General features: G+C 58.7%; 18 protein-coding genes. 7 read left to right on the top strand and 11 right to left on the bottom strand.

What is annotated here, in order from left to right:
- Positions 1-141: 141 nt before the first annotated feature.
- From pdxJ to lptF, 8 genes are all read right to left on the bottom strand, one after another.
- Positions 142-885 (bottom strand): pyridoxine 5'-phosphate synthase, encoded by a 744-nt coding sequence (gene pdxJ / locus ACZRMS_RS13685; RefSeq protein WP_463995684.1) that lies wholly within the window; start codon positions 883-885, stop codon positions 142-144.
- A 50-nt stretch (positions 886-935) separates the two neighbouring features.
- A complete protein-coding gene (recO, locus tag ACZRMS_RS13680) occupies positions 936-1625 on the bottom strand; it encodes a DNA repair protein RecO (RefSeq protein WP_463995683.1) in 690 nt (229 codons plus the stop codon).
- A gap of 142 nt (positions 1626-1767) precedes the next feature.
- Entirely contained in the window at positions 1768-2670 is a 903-nt protein-coding gene (gene era, locus ACZRMS_RS13675) for a GTPase Era (protein WP_463995682.1), read from the bottom strand.
- Positions 2663-3352 carry a ribonuclease III gene (rnc, locus tag ACZRMS_RS13670; protein ID WP_003440162.1) on the bottom strand — a complete coding sequence of 230 codons (690 nt, stop codon included), beginning with the start codon at positions 3350-3352 and terminating at the stop codon, positions 2663-2665. Before rnc ends, era begins: the two co-directional genes overlap by 8 nt.
- A 260-nt stretch (positions 3353-3612) precedes the next feature.
- A complete protein-coding gene (gene lepB, locus ACZRMS_RS13665) occupies positions 3613-4467 on the bottom strand; it encodes a signal peptidase I (protein ID WP_048359984.1) in 855 nt (284 codons plus the stop codon).
- Positions 4468-4472: 5 nt separating this feature from the next.
- Positions 4473-6272 (bottom strand): translation elongation factor 4, encoded by a 1800-nt coding sequence (lepA, locus tag ACZRMS_RS13660; RefSeq protein ID WP_048359985.1) that lies wholly within the window; start codon positions 6270-6272, stop codon positions 4473-4475.
- A gap of 161 nt (positions 6273-6433) precedes the next feature.
- Complete coding sequence (gene lptG / locus ACZRMS_RS13655; protein WP_463995681.1) at positions 6434-7495, bottom strand: LPS export ABC transporter permease LptG; 1062 nt, start codon at positions 7493-7495, stop codon at positions 6434-6436.
- Entirely contained in the window at positions 7488-8606 is a 1119-nt protein-coding gene (lptF, locus tag ACZRMS_RS13650; protein ID WP_463995690.1) for an LPS export ABC transporter permease LptF, read from the bottom strand. The genes lptG and lptF overlap by 8 nt, the downstream gene beginning before the upstream one ends.
- A 307-nt stretch (positions 8607-8913) precedes the next feature.
- Here lptF and ACZRMS_RS13645 point away from each other — a divergent pair, with 307 nt between their 5' ends.
- From ACZRMS_RS13645 to rlmF, 5 genes are all read left to right on the top strand, one after another.
- On the top strand, positions 8914-10404 hold the full coding sequence (locus ACZRMS_RS13645; protein ID WP_463995680.1) for a leucyl aminopeptidase: 1491 nt from the start codon (positions 8914-8916) through the stop codon (positions 10402-10404).
- Between the two features lie 83 nt (positions 10405-10487).
- Positions 10488-10916, top strand: coding sequence for a DNA polymerase III subunit chi (locus ACZRMS_RS13640; RefSeq protein ID WP_463995689.1), 429 nt, complete (start codon positions 10488-10490; stop codon positions 10914-10916).
- Positions 10917-10923: 7 nt separating this feature from the next.
- Positions 10924-11313, top strand: a complete 390-nt coding sequence (locus ACZRMS_RS13635) for a DNA polymerase III subunit chi (RefSeq protein ID WP_463995679.1) — start codon at positions 10924-10926, stop codon at positions 11311-11313.
- A 190-nt stretch (positions 11314-11503) separates the two neighbouring features.
- Positions 11504-14350, top strand: a complete 2847-nt coding sequence (locus ACZRMS_RS13630) for a valine--tRNA ligase (RefSeq protein WP_463995678.1) — start codon at positions 11504-11506, stop codon at positions 14348-14350.
- Positions 14351-14448: 98 nt separating this feature from the next.
- A complete protein-coding gene (rlmF, locus tag ACZRMS_RS13625) occupies positions 14449-15465 on the top strand; it encodes a 23S rRNA (adenine(1618)-N(6))-methyltransferase RlmF (RefSeq protein WP_019822028.1) in 1017 nt (338 codons plus the stop codon).
- Positions 15466-15689: 224 nt separating this feature from the next.
- Here rlmF and ACZRMS_RS13620 read toward each other — a convergent pair whose 3' ends face one another.
- The gene (locus tag ACZRMS_RS13620) at positions 15690-15971 is read right to left on the bottom strand and encodes an HU family DNA-binding protein (protein ID WP_003440137.1); all 282 of its coding nucleotides are present in this window, start codon (positions 15969-15971) and stop codon (positions 15690-15692) included.
- Positions 15972-16357: 386 nt separating this feature from the next.
- On the opposite strand from ACZRMS_RS13620, the gene yejK reads away from it, so the two are divergent.
- Positions 16358-17362 carry a nucleoid-associated protein YejK gene (yejK, locus tag ACZRMS_RS13615; protein ID WP_463995677.1) on the top strand — a complete coding sequence of 335 codons (1005 nt, stop codon included), beginning with the start codon at positions 16358-16360 and terminating at the stop codon, positions 17360-17362.
- Positions 17362-17721, top strand: coding sequence for a glutaredoxin family protein (locus ACZRMS_RS13610; RefSeq protein ID WP_463995676.1), 360 nt, complete (start codon positions 17362-17364; stop codon positions 17719-17721). The genes yejK and ACZRMS_RS13610 overlap by 1 nt, the downstream gene beginning before the upstream one ends.
- Here the strand turns inward: ACZRMS_RS13610 and ACZRMS_RS13605 are convergent.
- Complete coding sequence (locus ACZRMS_RS13605; protein WP_463995675.1) at positions 17678-17989, bottom strand: GIY-YIG nuclease family protein; 312 nt, start codon at positions 17987-17989, stop codon at positions 17678-17680. The genes ACZRMS_RS13610 and ACZRMS_RS13605 overlap by 44 nt on opposite strands.
- A complete protein-coding gene (locus tag ACZRMS_RS13600) occupies positions 17986-18456 on the bottom strand; it encodes a nuclear transport factor 2 family protein (RefSeq protein ID WP_463995674.1) in 471 nt (156 codons plus the stop codon). The genes ACZRMS_RS13605 and ACZRMS_RS13600 overlap by 4 nt, the downstream gene beginning before the upstream one ends.
- Positions 18457-18471: the final 15 nt, after the last annotated feature.

Genomic DNA, 18471 nt, shown 5'->3' with positions numbered 1-18471 from the left:
CAGGCGCCACAGCTACAACGGATACCACTCTCCAGTAGCAGCGGAAAAGATGGCGGCGTGAGAACCGAAAAGAATGTCCGAAATTACTGGACCAGTTCAAGCCCGCTCCCACAGAGGTCCAAGATCCGCCCCCCTCGGTTTTTAGTCTTTCGCCGCCGCCACAATCAGCGCTTTCATCTCGGCCACAGCCGACTTGAAGCCCACGAACAGTGCATGGGCCACCAGCGCATGACCGATGTTCAACTCATTGATGCCCTTGATCGCGGCGACCGCTTCCACGTTGTGGTAGTGCAGGCCATGACCGGCGTTAACGATCAGGCCTTGGGCCAAACCAAATGCCACGCCATCGGCCACGCGCTGCAGCTCTTGCGCCACGTCGGTCGGGGTCAGTGCATCGGCATAACGCCCGGTATGCAGCTCAATCGCAGGAGCGCCGACGCGTTTTGACGCCGCAATCTGGCGCTCATCGGCATCGATAAACAGCGACACTTCACAACCGATTTTAGCCAGGCGCTCGACGGCCGCCTTGATACGCGCCTCTTGCCCGGCCACATCCAGACCGCCTTCAGTGGTCAGTTCCTGGCGGGTTTCAGGCACCAGGCAGACATGGGCCGGGCGAATGCGCTCCGCAAACACCATCATCTCTTCAGTGACGCCCATTTCGAAGTTCATGCGCGTTTGCAGCACATCCTTGAGCAGCAGCACATCGCGCTCCTGAATGTGTCGACGGTCCTCGCGCAGGTGCACGGTGATACCGTCGGCGCCCGCCTCTTCGGCGTCCAGCGCAGCCTTGACCGGATCAGGGTAACGCGTGCCGCGAGCCTGACGCAGCGTGGCTACGTGGTCGATATTCACGCCGAGAAGAATGCGATTGCTTGAGGTCACGGGGGCTCTCCTGAAGAGTTGAAGATTCGGCGCACAGCATACCGGTCTATTCAGGGCTTGCGAAACAACTCGCGACTGGCCAGCGGCTTGCCGGCCAAATGAACGGCCAATGCCTGACGCATCAGGCGCTTGGCGCCGGACAAGGCGCCAGGCGCAGCCCAGTCCGCCTCGGCCATCGCATGCAGCTGCGCGCCATGAAACAGCCCTGGCTGTTGCAGCCAAACCCGCTCCAGCCCTGCATCAACCTGCAGGCGGTACATGCCATCGGCCTCTACCGGCTCGTCGTGAATATCGACGGTCAGCGAAAAGCCGTAGCCCAGATCGTCCAGCAAACGCCATTCGAACGCCCGCAGCAAAGGCTCCAGAGGTCGGCCTTCGGCCAGCGCCAACAAGGTCGCTGCGTAGTGATCAAATACCGCAGGATGAGGGTCTTCAGCCGGCAACAGGCGAATCAGCAACTCGTTGAGATAGAGACCGCTGAACAGCGCTTCGCCACTGAGCCAGGTTGAAATCCCGGCGCTTTCCATGCGCCCGACGTTTTTCAACTCGCCGCGCCCGCGGAACTCGATTTCAAGCGGAACAAACGGCCGGGCCAGCGTACCTGCCTTGCCCCGCGCACTGCGCAGTACCGCCCGCAGCCGCCCTTGTGGCGTGATGAAATCCACCAGGGCGCTGGTTTCGCGGTATGGGCGACTGTGCAGCACGTAGGCGAGTTGGGCTGTGGGGGCTTTGCTGGACATGGAGTTTTCGTATGCGCCTAAAATCACCGTGGGAGCGAGCCTGCTCGCGAAGACCTCAAAAGCGAAGCGATTATCCAGTAATCACGCGCTATTGATAATGACCTTCGCGAGCAGGCTCGCTCCCACAGGGATAGTGCTGTGTTTACAGGTCGCCGTAGCCCAGGGAACGCAAGGCGCGTTCGTCATCGGACCAGCCGCCTTTCACTTTAACCCACAGGTTAAGCATGACCTTGGAGTCGAACAGCAGCTCCATATCCTTGCGCGCTTCGGTACCGATGCGCTTGATACGCTCGCCCTTGTCGCCAATGATGATTTTCTTCTGACCGTCACGTTCAACCAGAATCAAGGCATGGATATGCAGGGTTTTGCCCTGCTGCTTGAATTCCTCGATCTCGACCGTGATCTGGTACGGCAGCTCGGCACCCATCTGGCGCATGATCTTTTCGCGTACCAGTTCAGCGGCCAGGAAGCGGCTGCTGCGGTCGGTGATCTGATCTTCCGGGAAGAAGTGGTCGTTCTCCGGCAGGTGATCGGCAATCACACGCTCAAGTGCATCGAGGTTGTGACCATGCTGAGCGGAGATCGGGATGATCTGGGCGTTCGGCAGTTGCTCCTGAAGCCAGCTCAGGTGGGTCATCATTCCGGCTTTATCTTCGATACGGTCGGTCTTGTTCAGCGCGACGATCAACGGGCCGGTCACGTACTGAACGCGCTCCAGCACCATCTGGTCTTCGTCGGTCCACTTGGTACGGTCTACGACGAAGATCACCACGTCGACGTCTTTCAACGCCGCCGAAGCGGTTTTGTTCATGTAACGGTTCAGGGCTTTTTCGCCGCCTTTGTGCATGCCCGGGGTATCAACGTAGACCGCTTGCACGTTGCCTTCGGTCTTGATGCCCAGCATGTTGTGGCGGGTGGTCTGGGGCTTGCGCGAGGTGATCGCCAGCTTTTGGCCCAGGATGTGGTTCAGCAGTGTGGATTTACCCACGTTTGGTCGACCAACAATGGCAACGTAGCCACAGCGAGTTGCATTTGAATCAGTCATGGCCATTCTCCACGCCAAGGGCTATCAGTGCTGCGGCGGCCGCTACCTGTTCGGCAATACGACGGCTCACACCCTGACCTCGGCTTTTTTCATTCAATAGGGCAATTTCGCACTCAACGAAGAACGTGCGGCAATGCGGTTCGCCCTGAATATCCACCACTTCGTAACGCGGCAGGTCACAGGCACGCGACTGCAAGAACTCTTGCAGGCGGGTCTTTGGATCTTTATTGGTGTCGACCAGGGTCAGGGTCTCGAACTCGCTGGCCAGCCAGGCCAATACGCGATCGCGGGCGGCATCCATGCCCGCGTCCAGGTAAATGGCGCCAATCAGCGCTTCAAGGGCATCTGCCAGGATCGATTCACGGCGAAAACCACCGCTCTTGAGCTCGCCAGAACCCAGACGCAGGTACTCGCCCAACTCAAAACCACGGGCCAGTACGGCCAGGGTTTCGCCTTTTACCAGGCGTGCGCGCAGACGCGACAACTGGCCTTCACGGGCCAACGGGAAGCGGTCAAACAGTGCTTCGCCGGCAACAAAATTGAGAATGGCATCACCCAGGAACTCAAGGCGCTCGTTATTGCGCCCTGCGAAACTACGGTGTGTCAGGGCCAGAATCATCAGCTCCTGGTCTTTGAAGGTATAGCCGAGCTGACGCTCTAAACGTTCTAAAGAAAAACTCACGATTTACCCACGCTGAGTTCGTGGCCGAATGTCACCACCGGACCGATATTAGGGATCAGTGATGCTCGTTTATCGCATAGCAAATGGACAGGGAACAGGCTGTTCGCCGCCGTCACACTTAACGCTTTGTTCAAATCCACATCCTGAATACTGTTGACCGACATGCCTGAAGCGGCAGACGGCCTTGCGAACCGCAAGACGTACGATTTGTTCGTACGCCTGAAAAGCATTCGGCGCTGTTATTAACAGCGCCGTCTTGGCTACTTGATCAGACCAACCCGCGAGAAGTTAGGCAGGTTGCTCGCCTTGGGTTCCGGCCAGCTCATCCAAACAGCGAAGGCCTTGCCGACAATGTTCTTGTCGGGAACCATGCCCAGCTCGTATTTGGGAATGTTCGGATCATCCCAGTAACGGCTGTCGTTCGAATTGTCACGGTTGTCGCCCATCATGAAGTAATGCCCGGCCGGAACCGTCCACTCCTTGTCAGGCGGCGCGCGATAGCGGCTCATTTCCTTGCGGATCATGTGCTCGACTTCGCCCAGCTTTTCTTTGTACAGCTCCGCACTGCCCAAAGTGCCTGGCTCTGCACCTACCAGCTGCTCGGCAACGAGTTGATCGTTGACGTACAGCTTCTTGTCGCTGGTGTAGCGAATCTTGTCGCCCGGCAGGCCCACTACACGTTTGATGTAGTTAACCGTCGGGTCGCTTGGGTAGCGAAACACCATCACATCGCCCCGCTTCGGATCACCCACTTCGATGATTTTCGTGTCGAGGACCGGCAAGCGGATCCCGTACGAAAATTTATTCACCAAAATGAAGTCGCCCACATCCAGGGTCGGCTTCATCGAGCCGGACGGGATCTGGAACGGCTCAACCAGAAACGAACGCAGCACCAGCACGATGAACAACACCGGGAAGAACGACTTGCCGTATTCAACCAGCAACGGTTCCTTGTTGAGCTTTTCGACGACCTGCATATCAACCGGCGTGACACTGGCTTGATAGTTGGCAATGGCCTTGCGCCGGCGCGGAGCCAGGAAGACCAAATCGAGCAGCGCCAGCAAACCGCACACGGCAACAGCAATGACCAGCAACAGCGGGAAATTTAGTGACATAGGACCTAGCTATCCAACCTGAGCACTGCAAGGAAGGCTTCTTGTGGAATTTCCACGTTACCCACTTGCTTCATGCGTTTTTTACCGGCTTTCTGCTTTTCCAACAGCTTGCGCTTACGGCTAACGTCACCACCGTAGCATTTGGCCAGTACGTTTTTTCGGAGCGCTTTAACAGACGAGCGCGCAATGATTTGGCCACCAATGGCAGCCTGAATTGCCACATCGAACATCTGACGCGGAATCAGCTCTTTCATCTTCTCGGTCAACGCACGCCCTTTGTAGTGGGCGTTGTCGCGGTGAACAATCAATGCCAGGGCATCAACTTTTTCGCCGTTGATCAGTACATCGAGCTTGACCAGGTTGGCCGACTGATAACGGTTGAAATGGTAATCAAGCGAAGCATAGCCGCGACTGGTGGATTTGAGACGGTCAAAGAAGTCCAGAACCACTTCGTTCATCGGCAAATCGTAGGTCACTTGCACCTGAGTCCCCAGGAACAGCATGTCGTGCTGAACGCCGCGCTTTTCAATGCACAGGGTAATGACGTTACCCAGGTGCTCTTGAGGCACAAGGATATTGGCGCGCACGATTGGCTCGCGGATGTCTTCAATGGAAGACACGTCCGGCAGCTTGGACGGGTTATCGACGTAAATCGTTTCGCCAGTCTTGAGCAGCAGCTCGAAAATTACGGTTGGAGCCGTGGTGATCAGGTCCAGGTCGTACTCGCGCTCCAGGCGCTCCTGGATGATTTCCATGTGCAACATGCCCAGGAAGCCACAACGGAAGCCGAAGCCCAGTGCGTCGGAGCTTTCCGGGGTGTATTGCAGCGACGAGTCGTTCAACGTGAGCTTTTGCAGCGCTTCACGGAAGTCTTCGAAGTCGTCGGAGCTGACCGGGAACAAGCCCGCATACACCTGTGGCTGAATACGTTTGAAACCTGGCAGAACGTCAACGTCCGGGGTAGTGCTCAAGGTCAGGGTATCGCCCACCGGCGCACCGTGAATGTCCTTGATACCGGCGATGATGAAGCCTACTTCACCGGCTTTCAGGTCAACGGTAGCCGTGTGCTTGGGGTTGAATACACCCACGCTGTCCACCAGATGCATCTTGCCGGTGGACTTGACCAGAATCTTGTCGCCCTTTTTCACGCGGCCGTGGCGCACGCGAACCAGGGACACAACGCCCAGGTAGTTGTCGAACCAGGAGTCGATGATCAACGCTTGCAGCGGATCTTCGTAATTACCGGTTGGCGCAGGAATGGTGTGCACCAGGCGCTCAAGCACCTCGTCTACACCCAGGCCGGTCTTGGCGCTGCAGGTCACGGCATCAGTGGCATCGATGCCAATGATTTTTTCGATCTCTTCCTTCACGCGATCAGGATCGGCCTGTGGCAGGTCGATCTTGTTCAGTACCGGCATGACCTCAAGGCCCTGCTCGATCGCGGTGTAGCAGTTGGCGACGGATTGGGCTTCTACGCCCTGCCCCGCGTCCACTACCAGCAAGGCACCTTCACAGGCCGCCAGGGAACGGCTGACTTCGTAGGTGAAGTCAACGTGGCCCGGGGTATCAATGAAGTTCAGCTGGTAGGTAATGCCGTCTTTGGCCGTGTAATACAAGGTGACGCTGTGGGCCTTGATGGTGATCCCGCGCTCACGCTCGAGGTCCATGGAATCCAGTACCTGGGCTTCCATTTCGCGGGCGCTCAGGCCACCGCACATCTGGATAAAACGATCGGCCAGCGTCGACTTGCCATGGTCAATGTGGGCGATGATGGAGAAATTGCGGATATGACTCAAATCACTCACGGGTCAACACTCAAAAAAGTCGCAGGCAGACTGCCCGCCGAAAAATAGCCGGGAATTGTACCTGATCCACTCGCCAAGCGTCACGTTCACAGGCCAATGGACACCCACAAAAAAGCCCCTGTCGCGAGATAGGGGCTTCTGAAGAACTCAACAAAGGCGTGTCAGCCCGCTCGACGCAACAGCCAGATACCGGCCAGCGCACAGATGCTGGCCGGCAGCAGCACCGCAAACAGCGGCGAGAAGCCGAACACCAGGCTCATCGGCCCCAGCAGGTCCTGGGCGATCTTGAAGGTGAAGCCCACCAACACCCCGGTAAACACCCGCTGCCCGAGAGTAACGGAGCGTAACGGGCCGAAGATGAAGGATATGGCCATCAACACCAGCGCTGCCGTCACCAGCGGCTGCAGCACCTTGACCCAGAAAGCCAGCCAGTAACGGCCGTTGTTCAGGCCCTGGTCTTTCAGGTAGTGGATATAGCTCCACAAGCCCGCGATCGACAGTGACTCAGGCGCCATGACCACGGTACTCAGCAGTTGAGGACTCAACGCCACGTCCCAGCGCTCTTCAGGCACCTTGATGACTTCAGTGCTACGGTCGTGGAATACGGTCGTGCTCACATCGCTCAGCAACCATTGACCCTGATCGAACTGGGCCTTCTTGGCGAAACTGGACGACAACATATGGCGCTCGTTATCAAAGCGGTACCGGGTCACGCCATAAAGCAGACCGCCCGGCTGAACCGCGTTGATGTGGATGAACTCATCACCCTGACGGTGCCACAGGCCATGCTTGGAGCTTTGCGCATCACCACCACCCTGTGCCAGTGCACGGTTGGCCTGAGCCATGTTCTCGGTAGGCGGCACCACGTACTCGCCTATCAGCACGCCGGCCAGCATCAGCACCAGCATTGGCTTCATCACGGCCCAGACGATGCGCCCCAGGGACACACCCGCCGCACGCATGATGGTCAGTTCGCTGTTGCTGGCAAGACCGCCCAAACCGATCAGGCAACCGATCAATGCGGCCATGGGCAACATTTCGTAGAGACGGCGTGGAGCGGTCAGCAATACGAAGCTGAAGACGTCCAGGATGGTGTAGCTGCTGCTGATACTGCGCATCTCGTCGATCAACGCGAACAACAACGCCAGGCCCAGGATAATCCCCAGTACCGCCATGATTGCATACAACACACTGCTACCAATGTAGCGGTCGAGCTTAACCACGGGTCATCTCCTCGGCACTACGGCGACTCGCCAGCTTCAAGCGCAGCGGCTCCCAATACATCAGCCCCAGGCCAATGACCAGGAACAGGATATGCACCCACCACAAGCCCAGCGCCAACGGAATCTTGCCGCCTTCGAGAAGGCCCCGCCCCCAGGTCAGCATGCTCAGGTAGCTCATATATAGAAGAATGGCCGGCAACAGCTTGAGGTAACGCCCCTGACGCGGGTTGACCCGAGACAGCGGTACAGCAATCAAGGTCACGATAAACACCAGAAATGGAAAGGCAATACGCCATTGCAACTCAGCAACTGAACGCGGCTCCGGGTTGCCGATCAGGCTTCGCGTTGGCATCGCATCGCGGTCCGTCACGTCATTGCTGACATCCGGCTTGGGCAGCAGCACGCCGTAGGTGTCGTACTTGATGGCACGATAATCGGCCAGCCCCGGGTTACCGTCATAGCGATAGCCATTGTCCAGAATCAGCCAGCGACTGCCATCGGCACGCACTTCCTGGCGCCCCTTCTCGGCTACCAGCACCGAGATGCTGCGATCCTTGGCGTCCTGGCCGAGGTTTTTTTGCGTAATGAATACACCGGACAAGTGGGCCCGGTCATTGGTCAGCTCTTCGGTATAGGTCACCCGCGAACCGTCACTCAACGACTGGAAGCGACCAGCCTCCAGAGTGTCGAATTCGGTCAGGGCATCCTGTTTATTGAGCAACAACTGAAATTCGTTTGAACCCTGGGGCGCGAGGCTCAGGCTGAGCCAGGCCACAATCAGCGCAACCAGTGCGGCAGGCGCCATGGTCATGGCCAACAAGCGCTGCTGGCTCATGCCGGTAGCCGACAGCACGGTCATTTCGCTTTCAAGGTACATGCGGCCATAGGACAGCAGAATGCCCAAAAACAGGCCCAGCGGCAGAATCAGCTGCATGAAGCCGGGCAGGCGGAAACCCATGATCAGGAACAAAGAGCCCGGATCCAGGGCGCCCGAGGCGGCCTGAGCCAGGTATTTGATGAAGCGACCGCTCATGATGATGACCAGCAGCACAGCACTGACAGCGCTCAATGTAAGCAGGACTTCGCGGAATAGATAACGGAAGACGATCAAACCAGACACTCCAGGGTCGTCAGGCTAAGGCGGCCAAACAAGCGGCATAACGAGTCGACACAAGCTCATGCAGATGAGCCTAGCCGTTTAAAAAGATGGCGCATTATCCTGTGAATGGCCGCCCCTGTCACTGCGCAGTCTTGAAAGTGGCAAGTTGGCCCTATACGAGGGTTGTCAGGCCCGACCGACGGGGTTCAAACTGCCCGCCTTGACGCCCGCCTTGGATCACAGGTGAGGCGCCTCCTCTATAAGCAAACAAACCTCAGTGTTTGTGCGCATGTTGACCATTTTATTCAGGGACCCCGACATGGAACTGGTTGTAAAAAGCGTTAGTCCAGAAACGTTGAAAACGGCCACTCTCGTGGTCGCCGTCGGCGAAGGTCGCAAGCTGGGCCCTACCGCCAAAGTCATCGATGAACTCACCGGCGGCGCCATCAGCGCAGTCCTCAAGCGCGGCGACCTCGCCGGCAAGACCGGTCAAAGCCTGCTGCTGCACAGCCTGCCAAACCTCAAAGCCGAACGCGTGCTGCTGCTGGGCACTGGCAAGGATGAAGAGCTGGGCGACCGCCCGTTCCGTAAAATCATCAGCGGTGCACTTGGCGTCCTTAAAGGCCTGGGCGGCAGCGATGCCGTGTTTGCCCTCGACGAACTGGTGGTCAAGGGTCGCGACAGCTACAGCAAGACCCGCCTGCTGGCAGAAACCCTGGTCGACGGCGAATACACCTTCGACCGTTTCAAAAGCCAGAAGGCCGAACCCCGGGCCCTGAAAAAAATCACCCTGCTGACCATCAAGGCCGCACAGGCCGAAGTGCAGCGCGCCGTGACCCACGCCCAGGCCATTGCCGCCGGTATGTCGTTCACCCGCGACCTGGGCAACCTGCCGCCCAACATCTGCCACCCGACATTCCTGGCAGAACAGGCCAAGGATCTGGGTAAAGAGTTCAAAGGCCTGAAAGTCGAAATCCTCGACGAGAAGAAAATCAAAGAACTGGGCATGGGCGCGTTCTACGCCGTGGGCCAGGGCAGCGATCAGCCTCCGCGCCTGATCGTGATGAACTACTCGGGCGGCAAAAAATCCGAGAAGCCGTTCGTGCTGGTTGGCAAGGGCATTACCTTCGACACCGGCGGCATCAGCCTCAAGCCGGGGGCCGGCATGGACGAAATGAAGTACGACATGGGCGGTGCCGCCAGCGTGTTCGGCACCCTGCGTGCCGTGCTTGAGCTCAAGCTGCCGATCAACCTGGTGTGCATTCTGGCCTGCGCCGAAAACATGCCAAGCGGCGGTGCTGCACGCCCGGGCGACATCGTGACCACCATGAGCGGCCAGACCGTTGAAATCCTCAATACCGACGCCGAAGGCCGTCTGGTGCTGTGCGATGCCCTGACCTACGCCGAACGCTTCAAACCCCAGGCCGTGATCGACATCGCCACCCTGACCGGCGCCTGCATGGTTGCACTGGGCGCTCACACCTCGGGCCTGATGGGCAACAACGACGAACTGATCAGCCAACTGCTGGAAGCCGGCAAGCAAGCCGACGACCGCGCCTGGGAACTGCCGTTGTTCGACGAATACCAGGAGCAGCTGGACAGCCCGTTTGCCGACATGGCCAACATCGGCGGCCCTAAAGCCGGCGCCATCACCGCAGGCTGCTTCCTGTCGCGCTTCGCCAAGGCCTATCACTGGGCTCACCTGGACATCGCCGGCACGGCATGGGTCAGCGGCGGCAAGGACAAAGGTGCCAGTGGCCGCCCTGTACCCCTGCTGACCCAGTACCTGCTGGATCGCGCCAACGCTTGAAGCTGACAATCGAAGGCTGCGCCGCTTGACGGCGGTGCAGCCCCGATTCAGGAACCGCAATGACCCCAGAACCAAATAAAGAGCTGACCAAGGTCGACTTTTACATCCTGCCCAGCGCAGACCCGGCAGCGCGCCTGGATTTCGCCTGCAAACTCACCGAAAAGGCCTGGCGCCTTGGTCATCGCGTGTACCTACACTGCGTGGACGAAGCACAACGCCAGGAGCTGGATGAACGCCTGTGGCGCTTCAAGGGCGAGAGTTTCGTGCCCCACAGCAACACCGAAGACGAACCCGACGGCGTAATCGTGATGGGGCTGGCAGACGCACCGCCCAGCCATCAGGACTTGCTGATCAACCTGGACCTCAAAGTCCCCGATTTTTTCAAACGCTTCGCACGCGTGGCCGAAGTAGTGGTCGAAGACCCCGCCGTACGACTGGCCGCACGGGAGAGTTTCCGCTTCTACCGTGAACAGGGCTATCCTCTGCAAGACCACAAGCTGCAACGACTCTGAGCACACAATGGACACCTCCAATTCGCCGCAAAAAGCTGCACACCTGCTCGATGACCTTGAGTCCATTCGCAAGCTGCTCGGCGATGAAGGCCTGCAACCGCCACTGCTGACAGAGATGGTCTGCCAGGAAGGCGAGCAGATTCCGCTGCTGTCTGAAGTGATCGACGAAGAAGTCGAACACGTCCCGAGTCAGATACCGCTGGTCGGCATTACCCCGGCCCCCGTCGCAGAAAAAGCGCCGGACGCATTGCTCGTGCATCTGGACAAAGAACTGCGCACCGCAGCGCAAGCGATCATGCAAGACGTGATCAACGACTTTGCCCCCCACATCGAAACCGAAATCAAGCGCCGCCTCGAAGCGCACATGGAACGTTTGCTCGCTCAACATCAGAGCTGATACATCTGTGGGAGCGGGCTTGCTCGCGATTGCAGCGCCTCGGTGAGCCCGATGTACCGAGTAGCCAGCATCACGAGCAAGCCCGCTCCCACAACGGCAAAGCTTATCCCCCGCACAACTCGCCCTGCGCCTCCCACCCCGCTATACTTGTCGGCTTTCCTGAATTAATGCCAATAGGGTCCCGCCGCGCATGGATAAGACCTACCAGCCGCACGCCATTGAAACTTCCTGGTATAAAACCTGGGAAGAAGAAAACTATTTTGCCCCGCAAGGCGCGGGCGACCCGTACACCATCATGATTCCGCCGCCGAACGTCACCGGCAGCCTTCACATGGGTCACGGCTTCAACAACGCGATCATGGACGCCCTGATCCGTTTCCGCCGCATGCAGGGTCGCAACACCCTGTGGCAGCCGGGCACCGACCACGCGGGTATCGCCACCCAGATGCTGGTTGAGCGTCAGATCGAAGCACAAGGTCTGAACCGTCACGATCTGGGCCGCGAAAAATTCCTCGACAAGATCTGGGAGTGGAAAGACCAGTCCGGCGGCAATATCAGCCGTCAGATCCGTCGCCTCGGCTCGTCCGTAGACTGGAGCCGTGAACGCTTCACCATGGATGACGGCCTGTCCGAAGCCGTGAAAGAAGCTTTCGTGCGCTTGCACGAAGACGGCCTGATCTACCGTGGCAAGCGTCTGGTCAACTGGGACACCAAGCTGCACACCGCTATTTCCGACCTTGAAGTGGAAAACCACGACGAGAAAGGTTTCCTGTGGAACCTGCGCTACCCGCTGGCTGACGGTGCCAAGACCGCTGAAGGTCTGGACTACCTGGTGGTTGCCACCACTCGTCCGGAAACCATGCTCGGCGATGCTGCCGTTGCGGTAAACCCGGAAGACGAACGCTACAAGGCCCTGATCGGCAAATTCGTTGAGCTGCCACTGGTTGGCCGCCGCATCCCGATCATCGCTGACGACTACTGCGACCCTGAATTCGGCACCGGCTGTGTGAAAATCACCCCGGCCCACGACTTCAACGACTACGAAGTCGGCAAGCGCCACAACCTGCCGCTGCTGAACATCTTCGACAAAAACGCCAAGGTGCTGGCTGCTGCTCAGGTGTTCAACCTCGACGGCAAACTGAACGAAACCATCGACGGTACCCTGCCGGCCAAGTATGCGGGCCTGGACCGCTTCGAAGCCCGCAAGCAGATCGTGGCTGATTTTGACGAAGCCGGCCTGCTGGTCAGCGTCGACGATCACGCACTGAAAGTACCGAAGGGCGACCGCTCTGGCACCATCATCGAGCCGTGGCTGACCGACCAGTGGTACGTTTCGACCAAGCCGCTGGCAGAACCTGCCATTGCTGCAGTGGAAGACGGCCGCATCGCGTTCGTGCCTAAACAGTACGAAAACATGTACTTCTCGTGGATGCGCGACATCCAGGACTGGTGCATCAGCCGTCAGCTGTGGTGGGGCCACCGGATCCCGGCCTGGTACGACGAGTCGGGCAAGGTTTACGTAGGCCGCGACGAAGCCGAAGTCCGCGCCAAGCACAACCTGGGCCCGGACGTTGCGCTGCAACAGGACAACGACGTGCTCGACACCTGGTTCAGTTCGGGCCTGTGGACGTTCTCCACCCTGGGCTGGCCGGAAAAAACCGACGCGCTGAAAACCTTCCACTCCACTGACGTGCTGGTTACCGGCTTCGACATCATTTTCTTCTGGGTTGCCCGGATGATCATGCTCACCATGCACCTGGTGAAAAACGAAGACGGCACCCCGCAAGTTCCGTTCAAGACCGTGTATGTGCACGGGCTGGTACGTGACGGTCAGGGCCAGAAGATGTCCAAGTCCAAGGGCAACGTCCTGGACCCGCTGGATATCATCGACGGTATCGAACTCGAAGACCTGGTGGCCAAACGCACCACGGGCCTGATGCAGCCAAAACTGCTGAAGAAGATCGAGAAACAGACCCGCGACGAATTCGCAGACGGCATCGCCAGCTACGGCACCGACGCCCTGCGCTTCACCTTCTGCTCGCTGGCGTCCACCGGTCGTGACATCAAGTTCGACATGGGCCGAGTTGAAGGCTATCGCAACTTCTGCAACAAGATCTGGAACGCTGCACGCTACGTGCTGGACAAGGGCGAAGACTGCGGCCAGAACGGCGAAGCCTACGAACTGTCGCTGGCCGACCGCTGGATCATCTCGCAGCTGCAACGCACCGAAGCCGAAGTGACCCGTCACCTCGACCAGTTCCGTTTCGACCTCGCGGCACAAGCCTTGTACGAGTTCATCTGGAACCAGTACTGCGACTGGTACCTGGAGCTGTCCAAGCCGGTACTGTGGGACGAAAACGCTCCGGTAGAACGTCAGCGCGGCACTCGCCGTACCCTGGTTCGTGTACTGGAAGTGGCCTTGCGCCTGGCGCACCCGTTCATGCCGTTTATCACCGAAGAAATCTGGCAGCGCATCGCGCCGCTGGCCGGTGTTGAAGGCAAGACCATCATGCTGCAACCGTGGCCAGTGGCCAATGAAGCACGCATCGACCAGGCCGCCGAAGACGATATCGAATGGCTCAAGGGCCTGATGCTCGGCACGCGCAACATCCGTGGCGAAATGAACATCGGTCCGGGCAAGCCATTGCAGCTGTACCTGAAAAACGTCAGCAGCGAAGACCAGCGCCGTCTGACCGAGAACGATGCCTTGCTCAAAAAGCTGGCTAAACTCGAATCGATCACCGTGCTGCAAGACGGCGCCGAAGCCCCTCTGTCTGCTACCGCTCTGGTAGGCGAGATGGAAGTGCTGGTGCCAATGGCCGGCCTGATCGACAAAGATGCAGAGTTGGCGCGCCTGGACAAGGAAATCCAGCGCTTGCACGGCGAAGTAGCACGCGTTGGCGGCAAGTTGTCGAACGCCGCATTCGTTGACAAGGCCCCGGCCGAAGTCATCGAGAAAGAACGTGCCAAGTTGGCCGAGGCCGAACAGGCCTTGAGCAAACTGGCAGACCAGCACGCGCGGATTTCCAGCCTGTAATAACGCTGCGCACCTGATCGCGGGCAAGGCCGCTCCCGCAGGGTTTAACTCTGCAGGAGCGGCCTTGCCCGCGATTGCTTTTGTGGAATGAATTGAACATGACTACCCCACGTACTTCCAAAGCCACACGCCACAAGCCCAAGCCAGCAGGCGAAGCCAAGCCGGTCGAGCCGCGCGTCAAGCCAAGCCTGCACCCGCGCAACCGTCACCAGGGCCGCTACGACTTCCCGCAGCTGATTTCGGTCTGCCCTGAGCTCGCGGAGTTTGTGATCATCAACCCGTACGGCAAAGAGAGCATCGACTTCGCCAACCCGAGCGCCGTACGCGTATTCAACCGCGCCCTGCTCAAGGCGTTCTACGGGATTGCCCACTGGGATATCCCCGCTGACTACCTGTGCCCGCCGGTACCGGGGCGCGCCGACTACGTGCACTTCCTGGCCGACCTGCTGGCCAGCATCAACGACGGAGAAATCCCCCGCGGCCAAAACGTTCGCGTACTGGACATCGGCATGGGCGCCAACTGCGTCTACCCGCTGATCGGTCATAGCGAATACCGCTGGCAGTTCCTGGGCACCGAAGTCGACCCGACGGCAGTAAAAGCGGCCAAGGCGATTGTGCAGTCCAACGGTCTGAACAAAGCCATCAGCCTGCGCCTGCAACCCAACCCGCAGAAGATCCTGCTGGACCTGCTGGAAAGCAGCGAGCGCTTCGACCTGACCATGTGCAACCCGCCGTTCCACGCATCCCTGGATGAAGCGACGCGCGGCAGTGAGCGCAAATGGCGCGCACTGGGCAAGGCAGATCCCAAGCGCAAGCTGCCGGTTCTGAACTTTGGTGGCCAGGCGGCCGAATTGTGGTGCGAAGGTGGCGAGCAGCGCTTTGTCACTCAGCTGATTCGCGAAAGCATTCAGGTGGGCCGCCAAATACTGTGGTTCAGCGTTTTGGTGTCCAAGGCCTCTAACTTGCCGGCCATCCAGACTGCGCTGAAAAAAGCCGGTGCACGCGAAAGCCAGGTTGTGGACATGTCCCAGGGCAACAAGCAAAGCCGCTTTGTGGCCTGGACCTTCCATGACAAAGAGCAGCAGCAGCTGTGGCGCGAGAAGAACTGGAAGTAAGCGTGTCGATACGCAAAACCTCGTAGCAGCTGCCGAGCTGCGCGAGGCGGCGAAGCCGTCGTGAACTCGGGGCTCTCGGTTTTCCTGAAAAACGGTGGCAACTGAATCTACGATGGCTTCGCCGCCGAACGCAGCCTCGCTCCTGCGGCAGCTGCTACGGGAACAGCGCCCATAAAAAAACCGCGCTTCGGAGTAATCCGGAGCGCGGTTTTTTTACAGCAGTCTTACTTGTTAACAGCGTCAGTCAGGCCTTTGGCCACAACGAGCTTGATAACTTTTTTGGCTGCGATTTCGATGGCTGCGCCAGTCGAAGGGTTACGGCCAGTACGGGCAGGACGCTCGGTCACTTTCAGTTTGCCAATACCTGGCAGAGTGATTTCGCCGCCATTTTCCAATTGATCAGCAACGATCTGGGCCAGTTGGTCCAGAGCGTTACGCGCAGTAGTTTTTGGCGCGTCGATAGCTTCAGCGATATCGGCAATCAGTTGGTCTTTAGTAATAGCCATTGAGATGTTCCTTCCCTATCAAATTCATTTGGTTTGCAGAGTGCAATGTCAGCCATCGAGCCAGATCTCAAGGGTCTGGCACACCCGCCAGCTTTCACGACGAATCGCGGATGTAGATAGCTAAAACGGGGTTTGGTTCGACCTGACACATGCTGAATGCACGCTTTACGCCGTTTCCGAGCGCAAGACCGGGCAAAACTAGCACAGAGACGACCAAATTTCCGCCTCTACCTGGCCATTTGGTCAGCTTTCTGGCCTTAAAACCGTAAAAAAACCGTCTCGGGGGCACTCAAGCCCCCCAAACCCCGACCCATCGCTCAGGTGCGGTACACTTGGCGCCTTTGCGGGGTGTGCACCCTGCCCTCTCATTACACGCCGAGAAGCCCATGCCGATCCGTCATTGCATCGTCCATTTGATTGACAAAAAACCTGACGGTACGCCCGCAGTTCTCCACGCCCGCGACTCTGAACTGGCCGAGTCTCAAGCCATCGAGAACATGCTCGCTGACCTCAACGAAAGCTATAACGCCAAGCAAGGCAAAGCCTGGGGCTTGTTCCATGCCGAGTCCGGGGCGCATCCGTTCAGCGGCTGGCTCAAGGAATACCTCGATGGCGGTAAGGACTTCACCTCTTTCAGCCGCGTTGCCGTCGAGCATCTGCAAAAACTGATGGAAGAGTCCAACCTCTCTGCAGGCGGTCACGTGCTGTTCGCCCATTACCAGCAAGGCATGACCGACTACCTGGCCATCGCCCTGCTGCACCACAGCGAAGGCGTTGCGGTGACCTCCGAGCTGGACGTGACCCCGTCCCGTCACCTGGACCTCGGCCAGCTGCACCTGGCCGCACGGATCAATATTTCCGAGTGGCAGAACAACAAGCAGTCCAAGCAGTACATTTCGTTTATCAAAGGCAAGAACGGCAAGAAAGTCTCGGAGTACTTCCGCGACTTTATCGGCTGCCAGGAAGGTGTCGACGGCCCGGGCGAAACTCGCACCCTGCTCAAGGCCTTCAGCGATTTCGTTGAAAGCGAGGACTTGCCCGAAGAGTCCGCCCGCGAAAAAACCAAAACCCTGGTCGATTACGCCAGCAGTCAGGCCAAAATCGGCGAACCGATGGGCCTTGTCGAGTTGTCCGAGCTGATCGACGAAGAACGCCCCAAAGCGTTCTACGACCATATCCGCAACAAGGACTACGGCCTGTCGCCAGAGATCCCGGCGGATAAACGCACGCTCAACCAGTTCCGCCGCTTCACCGGGCGCGCTGAGGGCCTGTCTATCAGCTTTGAAGCCCACCTGTTGGGCTCCAAGGTCGAGTTCGACGAAGAGGCCGGCACACTGGTGATCAAGGGCCTGCCGACCCAGCTCCTCGACCAGCTCAAGCGCAGCAAGTAATGCTCAAGGGTGTCTTGAAGAAAGTCCTGTTTGTTCTGGTGGTGGTGGTTATCTTCCAGAACTGGGGCAAGATCGAGCGAGTGCTCAACCCCTCAGGGGTCGTGCCAGAACAAACCCGGGCCAGCGCCCGGGTGGTGCTGTATGCCACCGAGTGGTGCGGTTACTGCAAGGCCACCCGCCGGTTTCTGGATGAGAAAGGCATTCCCTATAAAGAGTTCGACATCGAGAAAGACCCCGCTGCACGCCAGGCCTATGAAGCGCTGGGCGGCCGCGGGATTCCGATACTGGACGTCAATGGCACGCTGCTCAGGGACTTCAAGCCGGATGCGATAATGGCGGCGCTGAAAACTGGCCAATAGCGCATTGTGCCTGGCTTTGCACCAGGCATTCCTTGGCGCTTTTTTTGAGCTTTTTGATCAGTCGTTCCTGGCGCAAGGCTTCGCCCTTGTCTGGCCAGGACTCGACATAGACCAACGCCACTGCCGGGCTTGAAGCGAAAAAGCGCGCCCCCTTGCCCGTCTGGTGCTTGGCAAAGCGGCGCACCGGGTCATCGCTGATGCCGCAATACAGAGCGCCATTGGCGGCCCGCACCAGGTACACAAACCAGGGTTTTTCGCTCACTTTCAACGGCCAGCCTGAAAGGCCTTGAGCCCTTTTTGCGCCTGAGCCCGGATGGCGTTTTTCACCAACGGCGTCCACCCCAGCAACACACCCTTGGCCCCCAGCGCCTGACGCGACCAGCGCCACAGGTCAAAGTGATCGTGGTGCTCGCAGATTTTGCCGTCACGAAACACGAACCGTGCCCGGATATCGTTGACCACCGTGGCACCGGTCTGGCTGAACACGTAGGTCGCCACCCAATGCGCGCTGCCGCGCTGACCGTCGGCCTGAACCTGATCGAAGGCCAGGCTGAAATCCTTCGCCCGCGAGGTCAGCATGCGCCACATGTCCGCCGCATCCCGGCCGCGCAACTCGCCAAATACAGGGTCGCTGAACAACACGTCATCGGTGTAACAGGCGGCCATTGCCTGGGCATCAAGCTGCTGGAAGGCTTGGTAGAAGCGAGTAATCAACGCTTGATGTTCTTGGCTCATGGCAGGGTCCGTTCG

This window comes from Pseudomonas sp. B424 (assembly GCF_055408345.1).
The sequence above is the reverse complement of the archived record's forward strand: the minus strand, read 5'-3'. Positions and strand labels throughout refer to the sequence as shown.

Bases quoted from the DNA above. Each gene is read 5' to 3' on its own strand.
- recO (WP_463995683.1), bottom strand. From the start codon at position 1,625: ATGTCCAGCAAAGCCCCCACAGCCCAACTCGCCTACGTGCTGCACAGT.
- era (WP_463995682.1), bottom strand. From the start codon at position 2,670: ATGACTGATTCAAATGCAACTCGCTGTGGCTACGTTGCCATTGTTGGT.
- lepB (WP_048359984.1), bottom strand. From the start codon at position 4,467: ATGTCACTAAATTTCCCGCTGTTGCTGGTCATTGCTGTTGCCGTGTGC.
- ACZRMS_RS13645 (WP_463995680.1), top strand. From the start codon at position 8,914: ATGGAACTGGTTGTAAAAAGCGTTAGTCCAGAAACGTTGAAAACGGCC.
- ACZRMS_RS13635 (WP_463995679.1), top strand. From the start codon at position 10,924: ATGGACACCTCCAATTCGCCGCAAAAAGCTGCACACCTGCTCGATGAC.
- ACZRMS_RS13630 (WP_463995678.1), top strand. From the start codon at position 11,504: ATGGATAAGACCTACCAGCCGCACGCCATTGAAACTTCCTGGTATAAA.
- rlmF (WP_019822028.1), top strand. From the start codon at position 14,449: ATGACTACCCCACGTACTTCCAAAGCCACACGCCACAAGCCCAAGCCA.
- ACZRMS_RS13620 (WP_003440137.1), bottom strand. From the start codon at position 15,971: ATGGCTATTACTAAAGACCAACTGATTGCCGATATCGCTGAAGCTATC.
- yejK (WP_463995677.1), top strand. From the start codon at position 16,358: ATGCCGATCCGTCATTGCATCGTCCATTTGATTGACAAAAAACCTGAC.
- ACZRMS_RS13610 (WP_463995676.1), top strand. From the start codon at position 17,362: ATGCTCAAGGGTGTCTTGAAGAAAGTCCTGTTTGTTCTGGTGGTGGTG.
- ACZRMS_RS13600 (WP_463995674.1), bottom strand. From the start codon at position 18,456: ATGAGCCAAGAACATCAAGCGTTGATTACTCGCTTCTACCAAGCCTTC.